Source organism: Cellulomonas sp. P4_D11, from assembly GCF_056401915.1.
Genome location: NZ_JBFUIK010000006.1, coordinates 47852 through 69062, shown reverse-complemented (window position 1 = coordinate 69062; position 21211 = coordinate 47852). Strand labels below are relative to the sequence as shown.

Sequence of the window (21211 nt, the reverse complement as noted above, 5' to 3'; positions counted from 1 at the left end):
TCAGGCGTGGGCGGGCGGAGCCGTGCTGTCGCGGACGACCAGGTCGACCAGGATGCGGTGCTGCTCCGGCTCCGGGGCGTCGCCGGCGCGGAACCGGGCGATCGACGAGGTCAGCGCCTCGGCGGCGGCCTTGCCCTTGGCGGCGAAGTCCTGGTGGATCGTCGTGAGGGCGGGTCGCAGCCGGCGTGCCAGCGGCGAGTCGTCGAACCCGACCACGGAGACGTCCTGCGGGACCCGGAGCCCGAGCTCCTCGGCGGCGTGCACCACCGCGGCCGCCATGAGGTCGGAGAAGCACAGGACCGCGGTCGGGCGGTCGGGCGCGCTCAGCAGCGCGCGAGCCCCCTCGGAGACGTACGGCTCCGCGTTGTCGTGGACCTCCATGACGACGGGCGTGACCCCCGCGGCGTCGAGCGGCTCCATCCAGCCGATCTGCCGCTCACGAGCCACGAACCCCGAGCCCGCGGCGGACGGGTCCGGCGCGAAGCCGGGCGGGACCTCGACGTTCATGGTGAGGATGCCGATCCGGCGGTGCCCGAGGTCGAGCAGGTGCTGGGCGCCCAGGTGTGCGCCGTGCTGCTCGTCCAGCAGCACGCTCGCGGCCCCGGCCGTGGGCTCGCCGTCGACGAACACCAGCGGGAGCTTGCGCTTCACCAGCCAGTCGACCGCGGGGTAGTCGGCGGCGCACCCGTAGACCAGGGCGCCGTCCATGGGGATGTCGCGCGCCGGGATGGTGCCCTCGGAACCCGTCGACGGGAGCAGGACGACGGCCAGCCCGGTGGGGGCGAGCTCCTCGGCGACCGCCCCGAAGAACGCGGCGGCGATCGGGTCCCGGAACGCCGCCCCGACGGACTCCGTGAGCAGGACGCCGACGGCGCCCGTGGTGCCGCGGGCCAGCGCGCGCGCCGAGGGGTCGGGCCCCACGTAGCCTAGGTCCGCCGCGGCCGCGAGGATCGTGCGTCGCATGTCCGCCGAGAGCTGGTCCGGGCGGGAGAACGCGTTCGAGACCGTCATCCGGCTGACCCCGACGCGGTCGGCGATCGTCTGCAGCGTCACCCGCGACACGACGCCACCCTGTTCCGCTCCATGCGGGACAGGGTAGGTCGCCGGGACCGGTCCCGGAGGCGAGACCGTCATCGGGCCGGGTGACCCGCCTCGGGTGGGCAGGCGGGTGCGACCGCGTCGGCGAGGTGGTGCAGGGCGTCCGCCAGGGTGCGGCGGGTGCGCGGTGCACGGGTCCGGGGTGCCCGGCGGTGCCTCTCGGGCTCCGGCGCCTCGGGCGCCCACGGACGTGCGCTGTCGGCTTCGTGCTGCGCGACGCTCACACCGAGCAGCAGTCCAAGTTGCGAGCTGTCCATCGACATCAGGGCTTCTCCTGTCGGGTCGTCGTTCTCTATACCGATAAAGTAACCCCGATCTCTATACCGGTCAAGACGAATGATCGAGCAATTCTTTCCGGACGAGCGACGAGGGACGACTCAGCGCCGTCCGGCGGGTGCGGAGTCCGGGACCAGGCCGGCGGCGGTCACGGCCTCGATGAGGTCGGCGGCCATCAGCACGGTCAGCCCGGCCGGGGGTGTGGCGCCGTCCAGGGCGCCGGCGGGGACGATCGCGCGCGTGAACCCGAGCCGCGCCGCCTCGGCCAGGCGCCGTCCGACGCCGGACACGGTCCGGATCTCGCCGGCCAGCCCGATCTCCCCGATGGCGACCAGGCCGCGCGGGAGCGGGATGTTCTCGCGCGAGCTCAGCGCGGCCAGGGCGAGCGCCAGGTCGGCGCCCGGCTCGGCGACGCGCGCACCGCCGATGGTCGAGACGTACACGTCCTGGTCCGCGAGCCGCGCGCCGAGGCGTCGTTGGAGGACCGCGAGCACCATCGCGAGGCGGCTGCTGTCGACCCCGCTGGTGGTCCGGCGCGGGTTGGGGACCGCGCTGGGCGCGACGAGCGACTGCACCTCGGTCACCAGCGGCCGGCGGCCCTCGAGGGTGACCGTGAGGCAGGTGCCCGGCACGGCGTGCAGCGCCTGCGAGACGAACAGGCCGCTCGGGTCCGGCAGCCCGACGATCCCGGACTCCGACAGGTCGAAGCAGCCGACCTCGTCGGTCGGGCCGTAGCGGTTCTTGGTCGCGCGGAGCATGCGCAGGCGCGAGTGCCGCTCGCCCTCGAACTGGCAGACGACGTCCACGAGGTGCTCGAGCGTGCGCGGCCCCGCGACCGAGCCGTCCTTGGTCACGTGGCCGATGAGGACCACCGGCATGTCCCGGGCCTTGGCCGCCTGGATCACCGCCGTGGCCACCTCGCGCACCTGCGACACCCCGCCGGCCGTGCCCTCGACCTGCGCGGACGCGATGGTCTGGATCGAGTCGAGGACGAGCAGGTCCGGCCCGACGAGCTCGATGTGCCCGAGGACCGTGCCCAGGTCGGTCTCCGCCGTGAGCAGCAGCTGGGGGTCGAGCGCGTGGATCCGGCCGGCCCGCAGGCGCACCTGCGCCGCCGACTCCTCGCCCGTCACGTAGAGAACCGTGCGGCCCGTGCGCGCGGCCCGTGCCGCCACGTCGAGAAGCAGGGTCGACTTGCCGACGCCGGGCTCTCCCGCCAGCAGCACCACGGCGCCCGGCACGAGGCCGCCGCCGAGGACCCGGTCGAGCTCGTCGACCCCCGTGGGCCGCGACCGCGCCGTCTCGACGTCGATCTGGTCGATCGGCTGGGCGGGTGAGCGCGTGGGGGAGGTGGCGACCGTGCGCGGGGCGCCGCCGCCGGGACCGGTGTCCTCCACGACCGACCCCCAGGCCTGGCACTCGCCGCAGCGACCCACCCACTTGCTCGCGGTCCAGCCGCACTCGGTGCAGCGGAACGCGGGGCGGGCGCTGCGGTCGGGGCGCTTGGCGGAGGTCGAGGTCACGCGCCGCACGCTAACCGCAGGGTCCGACACGGCCGGCCGGCCGCGCCGCGCGCGGTCGCAGACAGGTCGCTCGGAGACGCGGCTCGAGCGCCGCAGGCGACCATCGTCGGCACGCGCCGGATCGGGAGGTCCCGCCGCGAGACTGCTCGGTCTTGCGCGCCACTGAACACGTGTTTAGTGTAGTGAACGTGCGTTCAGACGACCTCACCGCCCGCGCCCGCATCAGGGACGCCGCCGTCGCACGCTTCGGCCGCGACGGGTTCCGGGCCTCGGTCCGCACCATCGCCGAGGACGCGGGAGTCAGCGCGGGCCTCGTCATCCACCACTTCGGCTCCAAGGACGCGCTGCGCGAGGAGTGCGACCAGCACGTGCTGGCCGTGATCCGCGCGGAGAAGTCGTCGGCGATCGCGGAGAAGTCGCCCGCCGAGACGATCGGGATGCTCGCCCGGGTGCAGGAGTACGCGCCGCTCTTCGCGTACATCGTCCGCAGCCTCATGGACGGCGGGGCGCTCGCGGCGCACTTCGTCGACGGGCTCATGGACGACGCCGCGGCCTACCTGGAGGCGGGCGAGGGGGCCGGCACCATCCGGCCGTCGGCAGACCCCGCCGGGCGCGCGCGGCAGGTCGTCGCCGCCCAGGTCGGCCTCATCGTCATGGCACAGCTCGACGCCGCCGCCGGCCGCGGGGTCGCACCCACCGACGACCCCGCCCAGGCCATCGACCAGCTCACCACCCGCACGATGCTCGCGGGCCTGGAGCTCTACACGCACGGACTGTTCACCGACAGCGCCTATCTGGACGCCTACCTGCAGTACCGAGACAAGGACGGGAAGTCATGACCGACAATGCCATCGCCGTCAGCGGGCTCGTGAAGTCGTTCGGCGCCAAGCGCGCGCTCGACGGCTTCGACCTCACCGTCCGGACCGGGGAGGTGCACGGCTTCCTCGGGCCCAACGGGGCGGGCAAGTCGACCACCATCCGCGTGCTGCTGGGGCTCCTGCGGGCCGACTCGGGCGAGGTCCGGCTGCTGGGCGGCGACCCGTGGCACGACGCCGTCGCGCTGCACCGCCGGCTCGCGTACGTGCCCGGCGAGGTCAACCTGTGGCCCAACCTGTCGGGCGGCGAGTCGATCGACGTGCTCGGGCGGCTGCGCGGCGGCCTGGACCCGAAGCGTCGCGACGCCCTGATCGAGCGGTTCGAGCTGGACCCGCGGATCAAGGGCCGTGCGTACTCGAAGGGCAACCGGCAGAAGGTCGCACTCGTCGCGGCCCTGGCGGCGGACGTCGAGCTGCTGCTCATGGACGAGCCGACCAGCGGCCTGGACCCCCTCATGGAGGCCGTGTTCCAGCAGGTGGTGCACGAGGCGGCGGCGGACGGGCGGACCGTGCTGCTGTCCAGCCACATCCTCGCCGAGGTCGAGGCCCTCTGCCGGCGCGTCACGATCATCCGGCAGGGCCGCGCGGTGCAGAGCGGGTCGCTGGACGAGCTGCGCAGCCTCACGCGCACGACCGTGACGGTCGGGCTCCGCGACACCGACGCGGCGGAGCGCGTCCTCACGGCGGTCGACTCCGTGCAGCACGTGGAGCGGGCCGACGGGCACCTGACGGTCGACGTCGACACCGCGTCGCTCAACGACGTGCTCGCGCGCCTGACGACGTTCGGGGTGCAGTCGCTCACGGCGCACCCGCCGACCTTGGAGGATCTGTTCCTGCGCGAGTACAGCGACGAGCTGGCCACGCTGGGCGTCGGAGACGCTGCAGGTGCGAGTGTCGGAGACGCTGCAGGTGCGAGTGTCGGAGACGCTGCGGGTGCGAGCATGCCGGAGGCGTCGCGATGACCGTGGTCGCGGAACGGCGCCCGGAGAGCTCGTCCGAGCTGGCGGGCACGCGACACCTGGTTCGCGTCGCCCTCCGGCTCGACCGCTGGCGCACCCTGATCTGGGCCGTCGCCGTGGCGGGGCTGACGCAGGTGTCGGTGAGCTCCCTGTCGCAGGTCTACTCGACGCCGGAGGCGCTGGCGGGCCGGGCACAGCTCATCTCGTCGCCGGCCGCGACCGCCCTGGCCGGCCCCGGGTACGGGCTCGACAACTACACGGTCGGCGCCATGACGGCCAACGAGCTGGGCCTCTGGATCATGATCCCGGTCGCGATCATGGCGCTGCTCACCGTCACCCGGCACCTGCGCGCCGAGGAGGAGGACGGGCGGCTCGAGCTGGTCCGGTCCGGCCCGGTCGGTCGCGACGCGCCGGTGGTCGCCGGGATCGTCGCGGCGGTCGTCGCGACCCTGGCCGTCGGCGGCCTCACGTTCCTGGCGCTGCTGACGACGGACCTCGACCCGGTCGGCTCGCTCGCGCTCACCGGCGGCATCGTCATGGTCGGGCTCGTCTTCGCCGGAGTCTCCGCGGTCGCCTCGCAGCTCACCGCGCACGCCCGCGCGGCCACGTCCCTCGGCATGGCGGTGCTCGGCGTGGCGTTCCTGCTGCGCGCGGTCGGCGACGTCCGCGGGCCGCAGAGCACGAGCGTGCTCACCTGGCTGTCGCCGTTCGGCTGGGCGCAGGCGACGCGCGCGTACGTCGACGAGCGGTTCTGGCCGCTCGCCATCGGCGTCGTCGTGGCCGTCGTGCTCGTGGTCGTCGCGTTCTGGCTAGTCGGCCGGCGCGACCTGGGCACGGGCCTCCTGGCGGAGCGGCTCGGCCGTCCGCGGGCGTCGGCACGCCTCACGGGGATGGTCGCGCTGACGCTGCGCCGGCAGTCCGGGTCGATCCTGTCCTGGGGCATCGGCATCGTCGTCATGGGCGCGTTCATCGGGCTCCTGGCCGGCGAGCTCGTGGACTTCATCGCCGACGAGCCGCAGCTGGCGCAGATCTTCCCGACCGGCCCCAACGGCGCCGCGGCGTCGGCGTTCGCGCTCTACACGGTGTTCCTCGCGGTCATGGCGGGCGCCTACGCCGCCACCGCTCTGGCGGCGGCCCGGTCCGAGGAGGTGGCCACCCGCGGCGGGATCGTGCTGGCCGGGCCCGTCTCCCGCGTCCGCTGGCTCGGCTCGCAGGTGGGGGTCGCGGGGGTGGCAGCGGTCGTGATGATGCTGGTCACGGGCCTGCTCATGGGTGCGATGGCGGCGGTGTCCCTGGGGGAGGGCTCGTACGTCGGCCGCCTGATCGGCGCCGCGGCGGTGACGCTGCCCGCGGTCGGGATCATGCTGGGCGTCGCGGTCGTCGTCATGGCCGTCGCGCCGCGGGCGTTCGGGCTGGTGTGGGCGTACGTCACCTACGTGGGCGTCGTCGGACTCTTCGGGCCGCTCCTGCCGGACGGCTCCGACGTGCTGTCGCCGTTCACGTACACGCCGCAGCTGCCGGCCGAGGCGATGGACTGGCCGCCCGTGCTCATCCTCACCGTCGTCGCGGTCGGACTGATCGGCATCGGGCTCGCGGCGTTCCGGCGACGTGACGTCGTGGGATGAGTTTGCGTCGGTAGGCTGCGGGGCGTCCGACGAGGGTTCGGGCGACGCGATGCAAGGGGGAGCCCCGATGAGCGACACCGGCCGTCCCGGCCCCGAGCGGCCCAGCGGTCCGCCGACGCCGCCGCCGATCTCGAACTGGCAGGCGCAGCGTCCGACGACGCCGCCGCCCGGACCGGCCACGCCGCCCTCGCCGGCCGCACCGGTGTTCGGGGCCGTCACGCCCGAGGCCCGAGCCGCCACGACGCTCGACCAGGAGCCCGCACCGGCCCCGACGTCGAGCCGTCCCCGCTGGCTGATCCCCGCGATCATCGGGGTGATCGTGCTGGTCGCCGCCGCGATCATCGTCGCCATCGTCGTCAACTCGAACGGCGAGTCCACGGACACCCCGCCACCCGCGGCCGCGTCGACGGTTCTTCTGCCGTCCCCGACGCCCACGGTCGATCCCGTCGCCCGGCCGGCGACCACGGCCTTCGCGACGGCGCTGCCGGCGACGGTCCTGCAGTACGCGCTCGCCACGTCGGCCCCCGACGCCGAGTGGCAGGCGGCGGGTGCCATCGAGGCGTACACCGAGACCTACACCGACGGCGGCAGCGGCACCGTCACCGTCCGGTCGGGCCAGTGGGAGACGCCCGAGGAGGCGGCCGCGTTCGCGGCGACGCTCGTCGCGGCGTTCCCGCCTGCGCCGTCGGCCTCGGCCGCGCCCGACGGCCCTGCCCTGCCGCAGAGTGGCGACGTCACGGCCGCCGGTGCGGTCGCGGGAACCTACTCGATCGCCAACGCCGGCGACGGCACCGGCATCGCGGTGTGGACCAACGGGACCACGGTCTTCCAGGCCACGGTGCCGGTCGCGGACGTCGTCGACTTCTACAACGCGTTCCCGCTGTAGCCGAGCGCTATCGGGACATGAGTGTCGCCCTCGCCCGGCGGGACGTCACTCATGGCCTGGTCGGGCCGGCGAGCCCGGAGCTCAGCTCGCGGCGATGATCGACAGCACGTTGCCGGCGGGGTCCGTGAACCACGCGATCAGCGGGCCGCCCTTGCGGAACACGAAGTCGTCGTCGGTCTCGCCGGGAGTGCCCTCGTACTTCTCGAACTGCACGCCGCGCTGCCGCAGCTCCGCGACGGTGCCCGGCACGTCCTCGACCGGGAAGTTGAGCACCGTGTAGGTGGCGGGCGAGTGGGCGGGGCCCTTCGGGTAGACCAGCACCTCGTGCCCGTCGAAGTGCAGGAAGAGCATCCCGTTCTCCTCGGTGACCTCGAGGCCCAGCAGGTCGCCGTAGAACGCCTTGGCGGCCGGGATGTCGTCGGTGGAGAACCCGCTGAACGCCTTGCTGAGGTCGGCCATGAACACTCCTCGGTGAGATTCGTCGGCAGTCGCTCCAGGTTCCCCCGCGAGACCCGTGCCAGCCACCGGAACGTCCGCAGGATCGGACGTCGGGCCCGCCCTGTTCAGAGGCGGGCCGGGGTGCGCGGGGGTGTGAGGGTCGGCACCGGGGTCGTGGCGGCCGGGAGGGTGACCGTGAACGTGGTGCCCGTGCCCGGGCCGGTGGCGCCGCCGACCGTGATGGTTCCCCCGTGGGCGGTCACGACCGCGTCGACGATCGCGAGGCCGAGGCCCGTGGAGCCGGTGGCGCTGTTGCGCGACGCGTCGCCGCGGGTGAACCGCTGGAACAGGCTCTCGCGCAGCGCGGGCGGGATGCCGGGGCCGTCGTCGGCGACCTCCACGACGACCGAGGTGGCCGCCCGGCGGACGCGGACGGTCACGGCGGTGCCGGCGGGCGTGTGCAGGCGGGCGTTCGAGAGCAGGTTGGCCAGCACCTGGCGCAGCCGGTGGTCGTCGCCGACCACGAGCAGGAGGTCGTCGTCGTCCGGGTCGGGCAGGTCCAGCCGCCAGTCGTGGTCCGGGCCGGCGGCGTGGGCGTCGGTGACGGCGTCGATGGCCAGCACGGTGAGGTCGACGGGTTCCGACGCCAGCGGCCGGCCGGCGTCGAGCCGCGCCAGCAGCAGCATGTCCTCGAGGAGGGCGGTCATGCGCAGCGACTCGGACTCGACGCGGGACATCGCCTGCAGGGCGCCGACGGGCATCTCCTCGGGGGACCGGCGCACCAGCTCGGCGTACCCGCGGATCGAGGCCAGCGGGGTGCGCAGCTCGTGGCTGGCGTCGGCGACGAACTGGCGCACCTGCGACTCGGACTCCTGCCGGGAGGCGAGCGCCTGCTCCACGTGCCCGAGCAGCTGGTTGAGCGCGGCACCCACCTGGCCCACCTCGGTCGCGGGGTCCGTGTCCTGCGCGGGCACGCGGTCGGCGAGGACGACCTCGCCGCGGTCCAGGGGCAGCGTGGCCACCCGGTTCGCGGTGGCGACCACGCGGTCGAGCGGGCGCAGCTCGCGGCGCACGAGGACGACCCCGACGGCCGCGGCGGCGAGGAGGGCGAGCGCAGCGACGACGATCTCGACCACGACGAACGTGGTGACCGTGCTGGTCACGGCCGCGGACGGCAGCGCGGTGACCGCGGTGGTGCCGTCCGGCGTGACGCTCGCAACGGCCCGGTACGCGCCGAGGCCGGGAAGGCTGACGTCGTGCGGGTCGCCGTCGGTCGGCACCGAGAGCATCTCGTCGACCTGCTGCTCGTCGAGCGCGGTGAGGGTGCCGTCCGCGGCGATGTAGTTCGCCTCCTGCAGAGTCAGGTCTGCCGGGTGCGTGCCCTGGGGGAGCAGCACGTTGACCGTGCCGTCCGCCTGGCCGGGCCCGGCGTTGCCGGAGAAGTCCCGGCCGACGCCGCCGCCCGGGAACGTCCGCAGGATCCCACCGTCAGGTGCCGCCTCCAGGCGGGGCGCCGAGACCGCCCGCTCGTGCGCGCCGTTCAGCTTCTCGTCAAGCTGGGTGACCAGGGAGCCGCGCAGCGCGAGCGTCGAGATGGTGCCCATGGCCGCCGCGACCACGGCGACGAGCGCGACGACGACCACGACGAGGCGTCGGCGCAACGTCCACCGCGGACGCGTGCCCATGGAGATTGCCAACCTCAGACGGACGGCTTCAGCACGTAGCCGACCCCGCGCAGGGTGTGCAGCATCGGCGTGCGGCCCTTGTCGATCTTGCGCCGCAGGTAGGAGACGTAGAGCTCGACGATGTTGGCCTGGCCGCCGAAGTCGTACTGCCAGACGCGGTCGAGGATCTGGGCCTTGGACAGCACGCGCTTGGGGTTGCGCATGAAGTAGCGGAGCAGCTCGAACTCGGTCGCGGTCAGGCGGATGTCGTCGCCGTTGCGCGACACCTCGTGGCTGTCCTCGTCCATGCGCAGGTCGCCGACGACGAGCACGGCCTCCTCGCGGGACGACACGGCGCCGGTGCGGCGCAGCAGGGCGCGCAGCCGGGCCACGACCTCCTCGAGGCTGAACGGCTTGGTCACGTAGTCGTCGCCACCGGCGGTGAGGCCGGCGATCCGGTCCTCGACCGCGTCCTTGGCGGTGAGGAACAGGACGGGGACGTTCGGGTGCGTGGCGCGCACGCGGCGGAGCACGTCGATGCCCGACAGGTCGGGCAGCATCACGTCGAGCACGATGACGTCGGGGTCCAGCGCCTTGGCGGCGCGGACCGCGGCGTGGCCGCTCAGCGCGTGGTCGACCTGCCAGCCCTCGTAGCGCAGGGCGGTCGAGAGCAGCTCGGCCAGGGTGGGCTCGTCGTCGACCACGAGCGCGCGGACGGGGGAGCCGTCGGCACGGGTCAGGGCGTCCGGTCGGCGGAGGGCGGTCGTCGTCATGTGCCCAGGTTCGAACCGCTACCTGACGTCAGCCTGGACCGAACCTGTGAAAAGCCTGAGGGTTCCTCGGTCGGTCAGTCGAGCGGGTGCGGGCGCTGAGCGCCCAGGAGCGCGGCCGTGAGGATCGCCTCGATGGCGAACTGGGTCGCGGCCGGCAGGTCGACGCGGTCGTCGAGGAGCCACTGCACCTGCAGGCCGTCCATGACCCCGATGATCGAGCTCGCGGCGCACGCGGCGACGTCCTCGGGCACGCTCCCACCGCCCACCTCGAGGATCGCGGCCTGGATCTCGCCGCGCAGGATGGTGAACCGGTCGGTGACCCAGCCGCGGGCAGGGTGGTTCTCGGTGACGGACTCGCCTGTGAGCACCGAGTAGCCCTGGACGATGCCGGGCCGGTCGACGTTCATCCGCGCGGTGCGTATCAGGTGGCGGAACAGCTCCATGCCGTTGGGGATGTGCTGGCCCTCGAGGTCGCGGACGTCCTCCTTGTCGCGGAACTCCAGCACCTCGACCAGCAGCTGCTCCTTGGAGCCGAAGTGGTGCAGGACGCCGGCGTGCGTGATGCCCACCTGCTCGGCCACCTCGGTGAGCGAGCCGTTCTTGTACCCCTTGGACCCGAAGGTGTTGGCGGCAGCCCGCAGGATCTCCGCCCGGCGCTCGGCGGTGGCCTGGCGGGGCTGCCGCGCGCGGCGTTGCGGCACCACGGCGGGGGGAACGGCGTCGTCCATGACTGAAACCATACTGTGATCATCGCACTTACTGACAGGTCAGTAAGTTGTGCTTTCATTCTCGGCAGAAGACAACGACGTCGGATCGGAGCACGCGCTGTGTCACTCGACACGGCCACCCAGCCGCCCACGGCTGAACGGCCCAAGCACGACAACGAGAGCCGGCTCGCTGCCCTGTTGGCTGCCCTCTCCGTGGAGGAGAAGGTTGGCCTCGTCGTCGGCGCCGGCCTCTGGTCCACCACCGCGATCCCGCACATCGGCCTGCGGGCGATGCACGTCTCCGACGGGCCTGCCGGCGTGCGCGGTGTCTCCGAGGCTGCCGACGAGACCTCGGCCTCCTTCCCCGCCCCGAGCGCGCTCGCCGCGACGTGGGACGTCGACCTGGCCGACGAGCTGGGCCGCGTGTTCGCCGCCGAGGCCCGCCGCCACGGCGTCGACGTCGTGCTCGCCCCGCAGGTGAACCTGCAGCGCACGCCCGTCGGCGGCCGGCACTTCGAGTGCTACTCCGAGGACCCGGTGCTCACCGGCGCGATCGCCGTGCACGTCGTGCGCTCGGCGCAGGACCGCGGCGTGGGCATGTGCGTCAAGCACTTCGTCGCCAACGACTCCGAGACGCAGCGGACCAGCTACCTGGCGCGCGTCGACGAGAAGACGCTCCGCGAGGTCTACCTCGCCCCGTTCGAGCAGCTCGTGCACGACGCCCAGGCGTGGTCGGTCATGAGCGCGTACTCCGGGATCGACGACGGCACCACGGCCGCCACGGCCGCCGAGCACCGCCCGCTGCTGACCGGGGTGCTCAAGGACGAGTGGGGCTTCGACGGCGTCGTGATGAGCGACTGGGTGGCCACCAAGTCCGTGGTCGGCGCCGCCGAGGGCGGCCTCGACCTGCAGATGCCCGGGCCCGACGGCCCGTGGGGCGACGGCCTGCTCGACGCCGTCCGCGCGGGCGACGTCAGCGAGTCGCTGCTCGACGCGAAGGTGCTCCGCCTGCTCCGGCTGGCCCAGCGCGTCGGAGCCCTCGAGGGAGTGCCGGCGTCGGGTGCGAGCCGCGACCAGGTGGCCGACGTCGACGCGCGCGCCGTCCTGCGCGAGCTGGTCTCGCGGTCCATGGTCGTGCTGCGCGACGACGAGCACGCGCTGCCCGTCTCACCCGACGACGTCACCCGGATCGCCCTGCTCGGGCCCAACGCCGTTCACCCGTTCGTGCAGGGTGGCGGCTCCGCGTACGTCCGTCCGGACCACACGTCGACCCCGGAGGCCGCGCTGCGTGAGGCGTTCGGCGAGGTCGAGGTCGACGTCCACCCGGGCGCCGTCTCCCGCCTCCTGCCGCCCTCGCTCGACCTGGCCGGCCGCTGCACGACGCCCGAGGGGCACGTCGGGGCGCTCGGCGAGCTGCTCGACGCCGACGGTGCGGTGCTGGCCGGCGCGGACGTCACGGCGTGGAACGGCTGGCTCCGCGAGGTCCCCGGTCCGGCCGCCGCGCTGCGCATCCGCACGACCGTCCGGCTCGACGAGCCCGGCCGGCACGAGGTCGGCGTCGGGACGGTGGGCAAGCACGCCATCACGGTCGGCGGGCAGCTGCTCTCGACGAGCGAGCACGTGGTCGGCGCCGAGGTCATCCTCGACTCGAGCGTGAACCAGCCGGCCCCCGCCACGCTGGTCATCGACGTGACGGAGCCGACGACGGTCGAGATCGACGCGGTCGTGCAGGCCGTCCACCCGGTCGGCTACCCCAGCTTCGCCCGCGCCGAGCTGGTGCACCGCATCCCCGGCACGTCGCCGGACGAGCTGCTCGCGGTCGCCGTCGAGGCGGCCGCCGCGGCCGACCTCGCCGTCGTGGTCGTCGGCACCAACGAGGAGATCGAGTCCGAGGGCTACGACCGGACCAGCCTCGCGCTGCCCGGCACGCAGGACCAGCTGGTCAAGGCCGCGCTCGCCGCGAACCCCCGCACGATCGTCGTCGTCAACGCGGGCGCCCCGGTGCTGCTGCCGTGGCTCGACGAGGTGCCGTGCGTGGTGTGGGCGTGGCTCGGCGGCCAGGAGTGGCCCGAGGCGCTCGGGGACGTGCTCACCGGCGTGACCGAGCCGACCGGCCGGCTGCCCTGGACGCTCCCGGCACACGAGTCCGACGTGCCGGTGCCCGACGCGATCCCCGTCGGCGGGGTCGTCGACTACCACGAGGGCATCCACGTCGGGTACCGGTCGTGGCTCAGGCTCGGCCGCACCCCCGCCGCCCCGTTCGGGCACGGCCTGGGCTGGACCACGTGGGAGTACGAGGCCGTGCGCGTTCTCGCGCCGGACACAGCCGAGCCCGACGGGTCCGTCGTCCTGGACGTCACCGTCCACAACACCGGCGCCCGCGACGGGCGCGAGGTGGTCCAGGTGTACGTCGAGCCCGGCGGTGAGGGCGAACGCCCGGTCCGCTGGCTCGGCGGGTTCGCCGTCGTGCACGCCGCCGCCGGCGCGCACGCGAACGTCCAGGTGCGGGTCGACGCGCGAGCGTTCCGGACCTGGGACTCGGCACAGCCCGGCTGGGTGACCCCGGCCGGTACCTACCCGATCCGCGTAGGCCGGTCCTCGGTCGACCTGCGCCTCACGGTCGACGTGGATCTCCCCAGGTCCACGCCGGCGTAGTCACGCAGCACCTGCAGCCCGACCAGGCACCGCAGCTCCGGTCCGACGAGATCCGCAGTCCCGTCGGGCCGGGCCAGTAGTGAACGACCAGCAGTTCCGACATCAGTGCAAGGAGGCACTCGTGAGAATCCGCAAGCTCTCGACGGTGGTCGCTACGGCAGCCACCCTCGCGTTGCTCGCCACCGCCTGCTCCGGCAGCGGGGGCGGCAGCGACGACTCGTCCGGCGGTACCGGTGGCGCCTCGGACAAGATCCTGACGATCGGCATGCCGAACGGCCCGCAGCAGCCCAACCAGAACCCGCTCGCGAACGGCTCCGCGTCGCTCTCGCTCGGGTACGCGTTCGCGGTCTACGAGTCGCTCATGCAGGTCAACGAGCTCAAGCCGACGGACCCCCCGACGCCGTGGCTCGCCGAGTCCGTCGAGTGGAACGCCGACTCGACACAGGCTGTCATCACCGCTCGCGACGGCGTGAAGTGGTCGGACGGCACGGACTTCACCGCCGACGACATCGCGTACTCGATCCAGCTCCGCAAGGACAACAAGGAGCTGAACACCGACTTCCCCGACCAGTACGGCGACATCTCGGTCGACGGCAACAAGGTCACGGTGAACTTCACCACCGGCCAGTACGTCAACCAGGCCAAGCTGTACAAGCTCCTGATCGTCCCGAAGCACCTCTGGGAGGGCCAGGACCCGGTCAAGTGGACCGACGACGACATGGTCGGCACGGGCCCGTTCAAGCTCAAGTCGTTCACGCCGCAGTCGGTGACGCTCGAGCCGAACACCGACTACTGGGGCACCAAGCCGCTCGTCGGCACGCTCCGGTACGACACGTTCAACGACAACGCGGGCCTGACCACGGCCCTCACCACCGGTGAGGCGCAGTGGGGCTGGACGTTCATCCCGGACTTCGAGAACACGTTCATCGCCAAGGACCCCGACCACTTCCACCAGGTGGCGGGCGGCGGCTTCGGCGTCGACGTGCTCTACCTGAACAACGAGACGAAGCCGTTCAACGACGTGGCGTTCCGCAAGGCGCTGAACATGGTCGTGGACCGCGCGGACATCTCGGCGACCGCCGGCTACGGCGTGTGGCCGCAGATCAAGAGCGTGACCGGCCTGCCGCAGCCCTCCGGCGACGCGTACATCTCGGACGCGTACGCCGACGACGAGCTCACGGTCGACGTCGACGGTGCCAAGGACATCCTCACGGACGCCGGCTACACCTGGGACGGCTCGGGCGCGCTCATCGACCCGAGCGGCGAGAAGGTCACCTTCAAGCTCCAGAACCCGACCGGCTGGACCGACTACCTCGACGCGCTCGGGATCATCGGCGAGGGCGCGAAGAAGCTGGGTGCCGAGGCGACCGTCGAGGGCGTCGTGCAGGACACGTGGTTCAACGACATCATCCCCTTCGGCAACTTCCAGGCCTCGCTGCACTGGACCGACGGTGGCTCGACGCCCTGGAACATGTACTCCAACATCATGGACGGCGCGTCCTACGTGCCGCTCGGTGAGTCGGCGACCTGGAACTTCGGTCGCTACCAGAACGACGAGGTCACCCAGGCGCTGTCCGACTACAAGGCCGGCACCTCGGACACCGACCGCGCCGCTGCCCTGGACGTCGTCCAGAAGCACTTCGTCGAGGACGTCCCGGGCCTGGTCATCTGGTCGCGCCCGGCCGTCGCGCAGTACTCGACGGTCAACTACACGGGCTTCCCGACCGATGAGGACCCGTACGCGAACCCGCAGCCGACGGGTCCGCAGGCCGCACTGATCCTGTCGAAGCTCAAGCCGTCCAACTGAGCTGAGATGAGATGACGCGAGGTCGCGGCGGGCGAGACCCACTCGCCCGCCGCACCTCGTGCCCGGCCCGCACACTCCCGACCAAGGTGATCCGATGACCTCCCCCCAGGCAGTGCCGCCCGACGGCGAGGACGCCCCCGTCCTGCAGGCCATCGACCTGCGCAAGCACTTCCCCGTCCGCGGCTTCCGCTCCCACAAGGTGGTGCACGCCGTCGACGACGTCGACCTCTCGCTGTACCGCGGCCGCGTGGTCGCGCTGGTGGGGGAGTCGGGCTCCGGCAAGTCCACGATCGCGCGGCTGCTCGCGCAGCTGATGCCCGTCACGGGCGGCCAGATCCTGCTGCACGGCCAGGACGCCACCGCGAAGAACCGGCGGGCGTTCGGCGAGTACGTGCGCAAGGTCCAGATGATCTTCCAGGACCCGTTCGGGTCGCTGAACCCCGTGCACACGGTCCGGTACACGCTCACCCGCAGCCTGAAGATCCACCGCGGTCGTCTGCGCGGCGTCGAGCTCGAGGCCGCGCTGGAGGAACTGCTGGACCGTGTCCAGCTGCGCCCGGCCGTCCGGTACATCGACAAGTTCCCGCACGAGCTGTCCGGCGGCCAGCGCCAGCGCGTCGCCATCGCCCGCGCGCTCGCCGCCGACCCCGAGGTGCTGCTCGCCGACGAGCCGATCTCGATGCTCGACGTCTCGATCCGGCTCGGCATCCTCAACCTGCTGCGCGACCTGCGCGACCGGCTGCAGCTGGCGATCCTCTACATCACGCACGACATCGCGTCCGCCCGGTACTTCGCGGACACGACGATGGTCATGTACGCCGGCCGGGTGGTCGAGAAGGGCGACTCCGAGTCGGTCACGCAGGACCCGAAGCACCCGTACACGCAGCTGCTCGTCCGCTCCGCCCCGGACCCGGACGACCTCGAGGCCCGCGCCCGCGGCGCCCGCGGCGAGGCCCCGAGCCTCGTCGCCCCGCCGGCCGGGTGCCGGTTCAACCCGCGCTGTCCGTTCGCCAACGACGTCTGCCGCACCGAGGTGCCGCCGCTCATGACCGTCGGCGAGGGCCGCGAGGCCGCCTGCTGGGGCTACGCCGACCGCGAGGACCGCCCGCTGCTGGGCTCGGTGCTCGACGCGTACGGCGAGCGCCCCCCGGTCGACGCGGCGCTCATCGCCGCCGTCGAGGCAGTGAAGGAGGACGGGCGATGAGGTTCTTCGCGCGACGCATCGTGTTCTACCTGATCACCGCCTGGGCGGCGATCACCATCAACTTCTTCATCCCGCGGATCATGCCGGGCGACCCGGTGAGCGCCCTGATCGCCAAGAACCAGGGCCGGATCAGCCCCGACGCGGCCGAGGCGCTGCGCACGCTGTTCGGGCTGGACAAGAACATGTCGCTCTGGGACCAGTACGTCGAGTACTGGCGGCTGCTGCTGCACGGCAACCTCGGCATCTCGTTCACGTACATGGCGCCGGTGATCGACGTGATCAAGCAGGCGCTGCCGTGGACCATCGGGCTGGTCGGCGTCGCGACGATCATCAGCTTCACCATCGGCACGCTGGTGGGTACCGGCATCGGCTGGCGCCGCGGCACCTGGATGGACGGGCTGCTGCCGCTGTCGACGTTCTTCTCGGCGGTGCCGTACTTCTGGCTGGCCCTGATCGCCATCTCGCTGTTCTCGGTGACGCTCGGCTGGTTCCCGGCGAGCGGCAGCTACGACCGCAGCATGGTGCCCAACCTCTCGTGGGAGTTCATCGGGTCTGTCATCTACTACGGGTTCCTGCCGGCCATGACGATCGTCGTGTCGTCGATCGCCGGCTGGATGCTCGGCATGCGCAACATGATGGTCACCGTGTCCTCGGAGGACTACGTGACGGTGGCGCAGGCCAAGGGCCTCAAGGAGCGGACCGTGCGGATGGGCTACGCCGCTCGGAACGCGATCCTGCCGCAGGTGTCCAGCTTCGCCCTGTCGCTCGGGTTCATCGTCGGCGGCACCCTGGTCATGGAGATCGTCTTCTCGTACCAGGGCATCGGCTACTACCTGTTCAGCGCGGTCAACGCGAAGGACTACCCCCTCATGCAGGGCTGCTTCCTGGTGATCACCTTCGCGGTGCTGCTCGCCAACATCCTGGCCGACTTCGCCTACGGCGTGCTCGACCCCCGTACGCGTCAGGAGGGCTGACATGACCGTCGAAGCCGCGTTCCTCGAGGACCTCGAGGTCTCCCCGGAGGCGACCCCGCCCCGCAAGGGCAAGCGTCGGTTCCTGTTCATGCGGAACACCAAGGCCCTCACGGGCCTCGGGATCCTGGGGTTCTTCTTCCTGATCGGCATCATCGGGCCGTGGATCGCGCCGTACGACCCGAACGCGCGCAGCAAGGCGATCCTGCAGCCGCCGTCGTGGGAGCACCTCATGGGCACCACGCACCAGGGGCAGGACATCATGAGCCAGCTGATCCTGGGCACCCGCAGCGTGCTGGTGGTCGGGTTCGTGGCCGGCACGGTCGCGACGGTGATCGGCGTGCTGGTCGGCGTGACCGCGGGCTACATCGGTGGCCTCGGCGACGAGTCCCTGTCCGCGCTGTCCAACGTGTTCCTGGTGATCCCGCAGCTGCCGCTCATCATCATCATCGCGGGGCAGCTCCCGTCGGCCGGCGGGCTGACCGTGGCGCTCGTCATCGCGGCGACCGGCTGGGCGTGGGGTGCGCGCGTGCTGCGGGCGCAGACGCTCTCGCTCCGGAAACGGGACTTCGTCGAGGCCGCGCGCGCCAACGGCGAGAGCACGTGGCGCATCATCACCGCGGAGATCCTGCCCAACCTCACGGCGATCATCGCCGCGGGCTTCGTCGGCACCGTCGGGTTCGCCGTCCTCTCGCAGATCACGCTGTCGTTCGTCGGCATCACGCCGACCAACGAGTGGAACTGGGGCACGGTCCTGTACTGGGCCCAGGCCCAGCTCGCCCTGCAGCGCGGCGCGTGGTGGTGGTTCGTGCCCGCCGGGCTGCTCATCGCCCTGCTCGGCATGGCGCTCACGCTCATCAACTTCGGTATCGACGAGTTCGTCAACCCGCGCCTGCGCAGCGTCGGGCTCAACGCCCGCTCGATGCGCCAGCGCAAGATCCGCCCGCGCATCGGCTTCACGCCGGTGGTCTACGAGGCCAAGGAGGACCGCGCATGACTTCCGTGACCGCCCAGCGCGCGTTCCGGGCGAACGCCGCCGCCACCGATCCCGTGCTCGAGATCAAGAACCTCTCGGTCGACTACGGGTACGACGAGGACCCCACGCACGTGCTGCGCCAGGTCTCGCTGACCCTCAACCGCGGCGAGGTGCTCGGCCTCGCGGGCGAGTCGGGCTGCGGGAAGTCGACGCTCGCCTACGCGGCCACCCGGCTGCTGCCGCCCCCTGGCCTCATCACCGGCGGCGAGGTCATCTTCACCGACCGGTCCGGGCAGTCCACCGACATCCTCACGCTCAACGACCAGGAGCTGCGGGCCACGCGCTGGCAGGACCTGGCCATCGTGTTCCAGGGCGCGATGAACTCGCTCAACCCGGTCTACCGGATCGGGCGCCAGATCGCCGACGCCATCTCCGCGCACATCCCCGGCGTGAGCAAGAAGGAGGCCCTCGAGCGGGCCGCCGGCATGCTCGAGCTCGTCGGGATCTCGGCGGACCGGCTGCGGGACTACCCCCACCAGCTGTCGGGCGGCATGCGGCAGCGCGTGATGATCGCGATGGCCCTGGCGCTGGACCCGCAGGTCCTGATCATGGACGAGCCCACGACGGCCCTGGACGTGGTGATGCAGCGGCAGATCGTCGAGCAGATCGCGGAGCTGCGCGACCGGCTCGGGTTCTCCGTCATCTTCATCACGCACGACGTCTCGCTGCTCATCGAGATCGCCGACCGCATCGCGATCATGTACGCCGGCGAGATCGTCGAGGACGCCTCGGCGCAGGACATGTACCGCCGTCCGCGGCACCCGTACTCCGACGCGCTCCTGCACTCGTTCCCGCCCCTGCGCGGGCCGCGGCGCGAGCTCACGGGCATCCCGGGCTCGCCGCCGGACATGTCGAACCTGCCGAGCGGCTGCCCGTACCGCGACCGGTGCGCGCACGTGTTCGACGCCTGCGCGTCGATCACCCCGGAGCTCGTCGCGCCCCTGGTCGAGGGCGACGACCCGCGCCGGTCGGTCGCGTGCCTCCGGCACGACCCCGCGGCGGTCGCGGCCGCCGGGTTCCAGCCGGCGCCCGTGCCCGTGGAGCTGTCGGTCCGCTGATCCCCGCCCTGCCCCCGGGTCCCTCTCCACAGGGCTGCTACCCGGGGGCGGGGCGGTCCTTCGGCCGTGCCCCCTGCGAACCACAGGTAAAGAGACGGTCACGTCCAGGCAGTCCACAGCGGGCGTGGGTGGAGTGGAGGTCGAGCACGTGGAGCACCACGTGACCGACAGAGCCGGGAGGCCCGCCATGAGCACGGTGACCGCAGCAGGACCCATCGGGACCGCCGGACCGGAGCCCGCCTGGCTGACCGCCAACGTGCGGCCCGCGGGGTCGTTCGGGCGCGCCGACGTCGGCCATCTCCGCGCGCTGCTGGGCGCGCTGTCGGCATCGGCGTCGCTCGTGGTGCTCGACCTCGCGGCGGTGAGCCTGCGCAGCGGGCGGGCGGCCGACGCCATCGACGAGGCCGGCTGGGAGCTCGAGCGCCGGGGCGGGTGCCTGCTGTGCATCAACGCGGACGCGGACGTGCGGGCGCGGCTCGGCGGCTGCCGGCACGCGGTGGTCGTCGGGCCGGAGCAGCCGGCGCCCGAACCCTGACACCACCACGACGTCCGCACGATCGAGCGGCCGGACGACCGGATCTGCAGACGTCGTGGGGATGGTGTGCGCGGTCCGGAGACACCCGACGAGGGGGTGGAACGGCGTCCGGTTCGCCGGCCGCGGTGACCTACCGTGGTCCGGTGAGCGACACCCCCGTCATCCCCGCACCCGTGCGGCCGGCCCCGGCGACCCGGGACCGGCGCGCGGGCGTGGTCGCGGTGTCGCTGCTCGTCGCGGTGGTCTCGTTCGTCGGCGTGTACGTGCTGTGGCGGGTCTTCGTCGACACCCTCGGCGGCCAGGAGGTGGAGAACGCGGCGCTGCAGGGCGCGGCCTACGGGCAGACGCAGCTGTGGCGGGTGGCCGAGCGCGTGCTCGACGTCGTCTCGGTCGGGTTCATCGCCGTCGTGCTCGTCGCGGCCATGCTCATCGCCGCTCTCCGCCGACGGTGGTCCCTGGCCGTGCAGGTGGCGGTCCTGATGATCGGCGCCAACCTCACCACGCGGGTGCTCAAGAACGTCGTGTTCTACCGGCCGGAGCTCGGGGTCGAGGCGTCGTACGGCAACACCCTGCCCAGCGGCCACACCACCGCCGCCGCGTCGGTGTCGGTGGCGCTGCTCCTCGTCGTCCCGCCGCGGGTGCGGCCCTGGGCCGCGGTGCTCGGTGCGGGCTACACCACGGCGACCGGCGTCTCGACGCTCATCGGGCAGTGGCACCGGCCGTCCGACGTGGTCGCCGGCGTGCTGGTCGTCCTGGCGTGGACCGCGATCGCGTGCGCGCTGGTCGCGGTGACGCCCGCCCGGCAGTCGACCGCCACCGGCGCGCTGCGGGTCGCGGGTGACCCGCCGCCGACGCCCGCGACCATGCGCGCGGTGGTCGCCGGGCTGCTTGTCGTCGGCGCCGCAGGCGGTGCGTCGGCGTTCGTCGCGCTGTCGCACACCTGGCAGAACCGGGCCGATCTCGAGGCCCGCGCGGAGCAGGTGACCGCCTATCTGGGTGGTGCCGCGGGCGCCTTGATGGCGTCGTGCGTGGCGTTCGCGGTCATGCTGGTGCTGCGGCAGGCCGCGGCATCCCGATTGCCTCGGGGTTGACGGGACGCCGTAGAGTCCCCAGCGGTGCAC

The 21211-nt window shown here is 72.6% G+C and carries 18 protein-coding genes; 12 read left to right on the top strand and 6 right to left on the bottom strand.

Going from position 1 to position 21211, the window contains the following annotated elements; genetic code table 11:
* Both AC1DT4_RS05690 and radA read right to left on the bottom strand, forming a co-directional pair.
* Nucleotides 1–1062 (bottom strand): LacI family DNA-binding transcriptional regulator, encoded by a 1062-nt coding sequence (locus tag AC1DT4_RS05690; RefSeq protein WP_477088805.1) that lies wholly within the window; start codon nucleotides 1060–1062, stop codon nucleotides 1–3.
* A 413-nt stretch (nucleotides 1063–1475) separates the two neighbouring features.
* Complete coding sequence (gene radA, locus AC1DT4_RS05685) at nucleotides 1476–2897, bottom strand: DNA repair protein RadA (protein ID WP_477088804.1); 1422 nt, start codon at nucleotides 2895–2897, stop codon at nucleotides 1476–1478.
* Between the two features lie 188 nt (nucleotides 2898–3085).
* On the opposite strand from radA, the gene AC1DT4_RS05680 reads away from it, so the two are divergent.
* The 4 genes from AC1DT4_RS05680 (at nucleotide 3086) to AC1DT4_RS05665 (ending at nucleotide 7242) form a co-directional block, all read left to right on the top strand.
* Nucleotides 3086–3736 carry a TetR/AcrR family transcriptional regulator gene (locus AC1DT4_RS05680; protein WP_477088803.1) on the top strand — a complete coding sequence of 217 codons (651 nt, stop codon included), beginning with the start codon at nucleotides 3086–3088 and terminating at the stop codon, nucleotides 3734–3736.
* A complete protein-coding gene (locus tag AC1DT4_RS05675; protein ID WP_477088802.1) occupies nucleotides 3733–4734 on the top strand; it encodes an ABC transporter ATP-binding protein in 1002 nt (333 codons plus the stop codon). Before AC1DT4_RS05680 ends, AC1DT4_RS05675 begins: the two co-directional genes overlap by 4 nt.
* Nucleotides 4731–6356: an ABC transporter permease gene (locus AC1DT4_RS05670; RefSeq protein ID WP_477088801.1), complete on the top strand. Its 1626-nt coding sequence runs from the start codon at nucleotides 4731–4733 to the stop codon at nucleotides 6354–6356. Before AC1DT4_RS05675 ends, AC1DT4_RS05670 begins: the two co-directional genes overlap by 4 nt.
* Nucleotides 6357–6423: 67 nt before the next feature.
* The gene (locus AC1DT4_RS05665; protein WP_477088800.1) at nucleotides 6424–7242 is read left to right on the top strand and encodes a hypothetical protein; all 819 of its coding nucleotides are present in this window, start codon (nucleotides 6424–6426) and stop codon (nucleotides 7240–7242) included.
* Nucleotides 7243–7323: 81 nt separating this feature from the next.
* On the opposite strand, the gene AC1DT4_RS05660 is transcribed toward AC1DT4_RS05665, so the two are convergent.
* The 4 genes from AC1DT4_RS05660 to AC1DT4_RS05645 all read right to left on the bottom strand — a co-directional run bounded on the left by AC1DT4_RS05660 (nucleotide 7324) and on the right by AC1DT4_RS05645 (nucleotide 10845).
* Nucleotides 7324–7701: a VOC family protein gene (locus AC1DT4_RS05660; protein WP_477088799.1), complete on the bottom strand. Its 378-nt coding sequence runs from the start codon at nucleotides 7699–7701 to the stop codon at nucleotides 7324–7326.
* A 104-nt stretch (nucleotides 7702–7805) separates the two neighbouring features.
* Nucleotides 7806–9365, bottom strand: coding sequence for a sensor histidine kinase (locus AC1DT4_RS05655; protein WP_477088798.1), 1560 nt, complete (start codon nucleotides 9363–9365; stop codon nucleotides 7806–7808).
* A gap of 14 nt (nucleotides 9366–9379) precedes the next feature.
* Nucleotides 9380–10117, bottom strand: a complete 738-nt coding sequence (locus AC1DT4_RS05650; RefSeq protein ID WP_477088797.1) for a response regulator transcription factor — start codon at nucleotides 10115–10117, stop codon at nucleotides 9380–9382.
* Between the two features lie 74 nt (nucleotides 10118–10191).
* Nucleotides 10192–10845: a TetR/AcrR family transcriptional regulator gene (locus tag AC1DT4_RS05645; protein WP_477088796.1), complete on the bottom strand. Its 654-nt coding sequence runs from the start codon at nucleotides 10843–10845 to the stop codon at nucleotides 10192–10194.
* Between the two features lie 99 nt (nucleotides 10846–10944).
* Here AC1DT4_RS05645 and AC1DT4_RS05640 point away from each other — a divergent pair, with 99 nt between their 5' ends.
* The 8 genes from AC1DT4_RS05640 to AC1DT4_RS05605 all read left to right on the top strand — a co-directional run bounded on the left by AC1DT4_RS05640 (nucleotide 10945) and on the right by AC1DT4_RS05605 (nucleotide 21181).
* The gene (locus tag AC1DT4_RS05640) at nucleotides 10945–13479 is read left to right on the top strand and encodes a beta-d-glucosidase (protein WP_477088795.1); all 2535 of its coding nucleotides are present in this window, start codon (nucleotides 10945–10947) and stop codon (nucleotides 13477–13479) included.
* A gap of 121 nt (nucleotides 13480–13600) precedes the next feature.
* Nucleotides 13601–15286 (top strand): ABC transporter substrate-binding protein, encoded by a 1686-nt coding sequence (locus AC1DT4_RS05635; protein WP_477088794.1) that lies wholly within the window; start codon nucleotides 13601–13603, stop codon nucleotides 15284–15286.
* A 94-nt stretch (nucleotides 15287–15380) separates the two neighbouring features.
* The gene (locus AC1DT4_RS05630; RefSeq protein WP_477088793.1) at nucleotides 15381–16490 is read left to right on the top strand and encodes an ABC transporter ATP-binding protein; all 1110 of its coding nucleotides are present in this window, start codon (nucleotides 15381–15383) and stop codon (nucleotides 16488–16490) included.
* Nucleotides 16487–17464, top strand: coding sequence for an ABC transporter permease (locus tag AC1DT4_RS05625; protein WP_477088792.1), 978 nt, complete (start codon nucleotides 16487–16489; stop codon nucleotides 17462–17464). The genes AC1DT4_RS05630 and AC1DT4_RS05625 overlap by 4 nt, the downstream gene beginning before the upstream one ends.
* Before the next feature lies 1 nt (nucleotide 17465).
* Nucleotides 17466–18458 (top strand): ABC transporter permease, encoded by a 993-nt coding sequence (locus AC1DT4_RS05620; RefSeq protein WP_477088791.1) that lies wholly within the window; start codon nucleotides 17466–17468, stop codon nucleotides 18456–18458.
* Nucleotides 18455–19555, top strand: a complete 1101-nt coding sequence (locus AC1DT4_RS05615) for an ABC transporter ATP-binding protein (RefSeq protein ID WP_477088790.1) — start codon at nucleotides 18455–18457, stop codon at nucleotides 19553–19555. The genes AC1DT4_RS05620 and AC1DT4_RS05615 overlap by 4 nt, the downstream gene beginning before the upstream one ends.
* Nucleotides 19556–19742: 187 nt before the next feature.
* Complete coding sequence (locus AC1DT4_RS05610; RefSeq protein ID WP_477088789.1) at nucleotides 19743–20090, top strand: hypothetical protein; 348 nt, start codon at nucleotides 19743–19745, stop codon at nucleotides 20088–20090.
* A gap of 143 nt (nucleotides 20091–20233) precedes the next feature.
* Entirely contained in the window at nucleotides 20234–21181 is a 948-nt protein-coding gene (locus tag AC1DT4_RS05605) for a phosphatase PAP2 family protein (protein WP_477088788.1), read from the top strand.
* Nucleotides 21182–21211: the final 30 nt, after the last annotated feature.

What these genes read in the sequence shown, in the direction of transcription:
- AC1DT4_RS05675 (WP_477088802.1), top strand. Translation starts at nt 3,733, where the DNA reads ATGACCGACAATGCCATCGCCGTCAGCGGGCTCGTGAAGTCGTTCGGC.
- AC1DT4_RS05670 (WP_477088801.1), top strand. Translation starts at nt 4,731, where the DNA reads ATGACCGTGGTCGCGGAACGGCGCCCGGAGAGCTCGTCCGAGCTGGCG.
- AC1DT4_RS05665 (WP_477088800.1), top strand. Translation starts at nt 6,424, where the DNA reads ATGAGCGACACCGGCCGTCCCGGCCCCGAGCGGCCCAGCGGTCCGCCG.
- AC1DT4_RS05660 (WP_477088799.1), bottom strand. Translation starts at nt 7,701, where the DNA reads ATGGCCGACCTCAGCAAGGCGTTCAGCGGGTTCTCCACCGACGACATC.
- AC1DT4_RS05655 (WP_477088798.1), bottom strand. Translation starts at nt 9,365, where the DNA reads ATGGGCACGCGTCCGCGGTGGACGTTGCGCCGACGCCTCGTCGTGGTC.
- AC1DT4_RS05650 (WP_477088797.1), bottom strand. Translation starts at nt 10,117, where the DNA reads ATGACGACGACCGCCCTCCGCCGACCGGACGCCCTGACCCGTGCCGAC.
- AC1DT4_RS05645 (WP_477088796.1), bottom strand. Translation starts at nt 10,845, where the DNA reads ATGGACGACGCCGTTCCCCCCGCCGTGGTGCCGCAACGCCGCGCGCGG.
- AC1DT4_RS05630 (WP_477088793.1), top strand. Translation starts at nt 15,381, where the DNA reads ATGACCTCCCCCCAGGCAGTGCCGCCCGACGGCGAGGACGCCCCCGTC.
- AC1DT4_RS05625 (WP_477088792.1), top strand. Translation starts at nt 16,487, where the DNA reads ATGAGGTTCTTCGCGCGACGCATCGTGTTCTACCTGATCACCGCCTGG.
- AC1DT4_RS05620 (WP_477088791.1), top strand. Translation starts at nt 17,466, where the DNA reads ATGACCGTCGAAGCCGCGTTCCTCGAGGACCTCGAGGTCTCCCCGGAG.
- AC1DT4_RS05615 (WP_477088790.1), top strand. Translation starts at nt 18,455, where the DNA reads ATGACTTCCGTGACCGCCCAGCGCGCGTTCCGGGCGAACGCCGCCGCC.
- AC1DT4_RS05610 (WP_477088789.1), top strand. Translation starts at nt 19,743, where the DNA reads ATGAGCACGGTGACCGCAGCAGGACCCATCGGGACCGCCGGACCGGAG.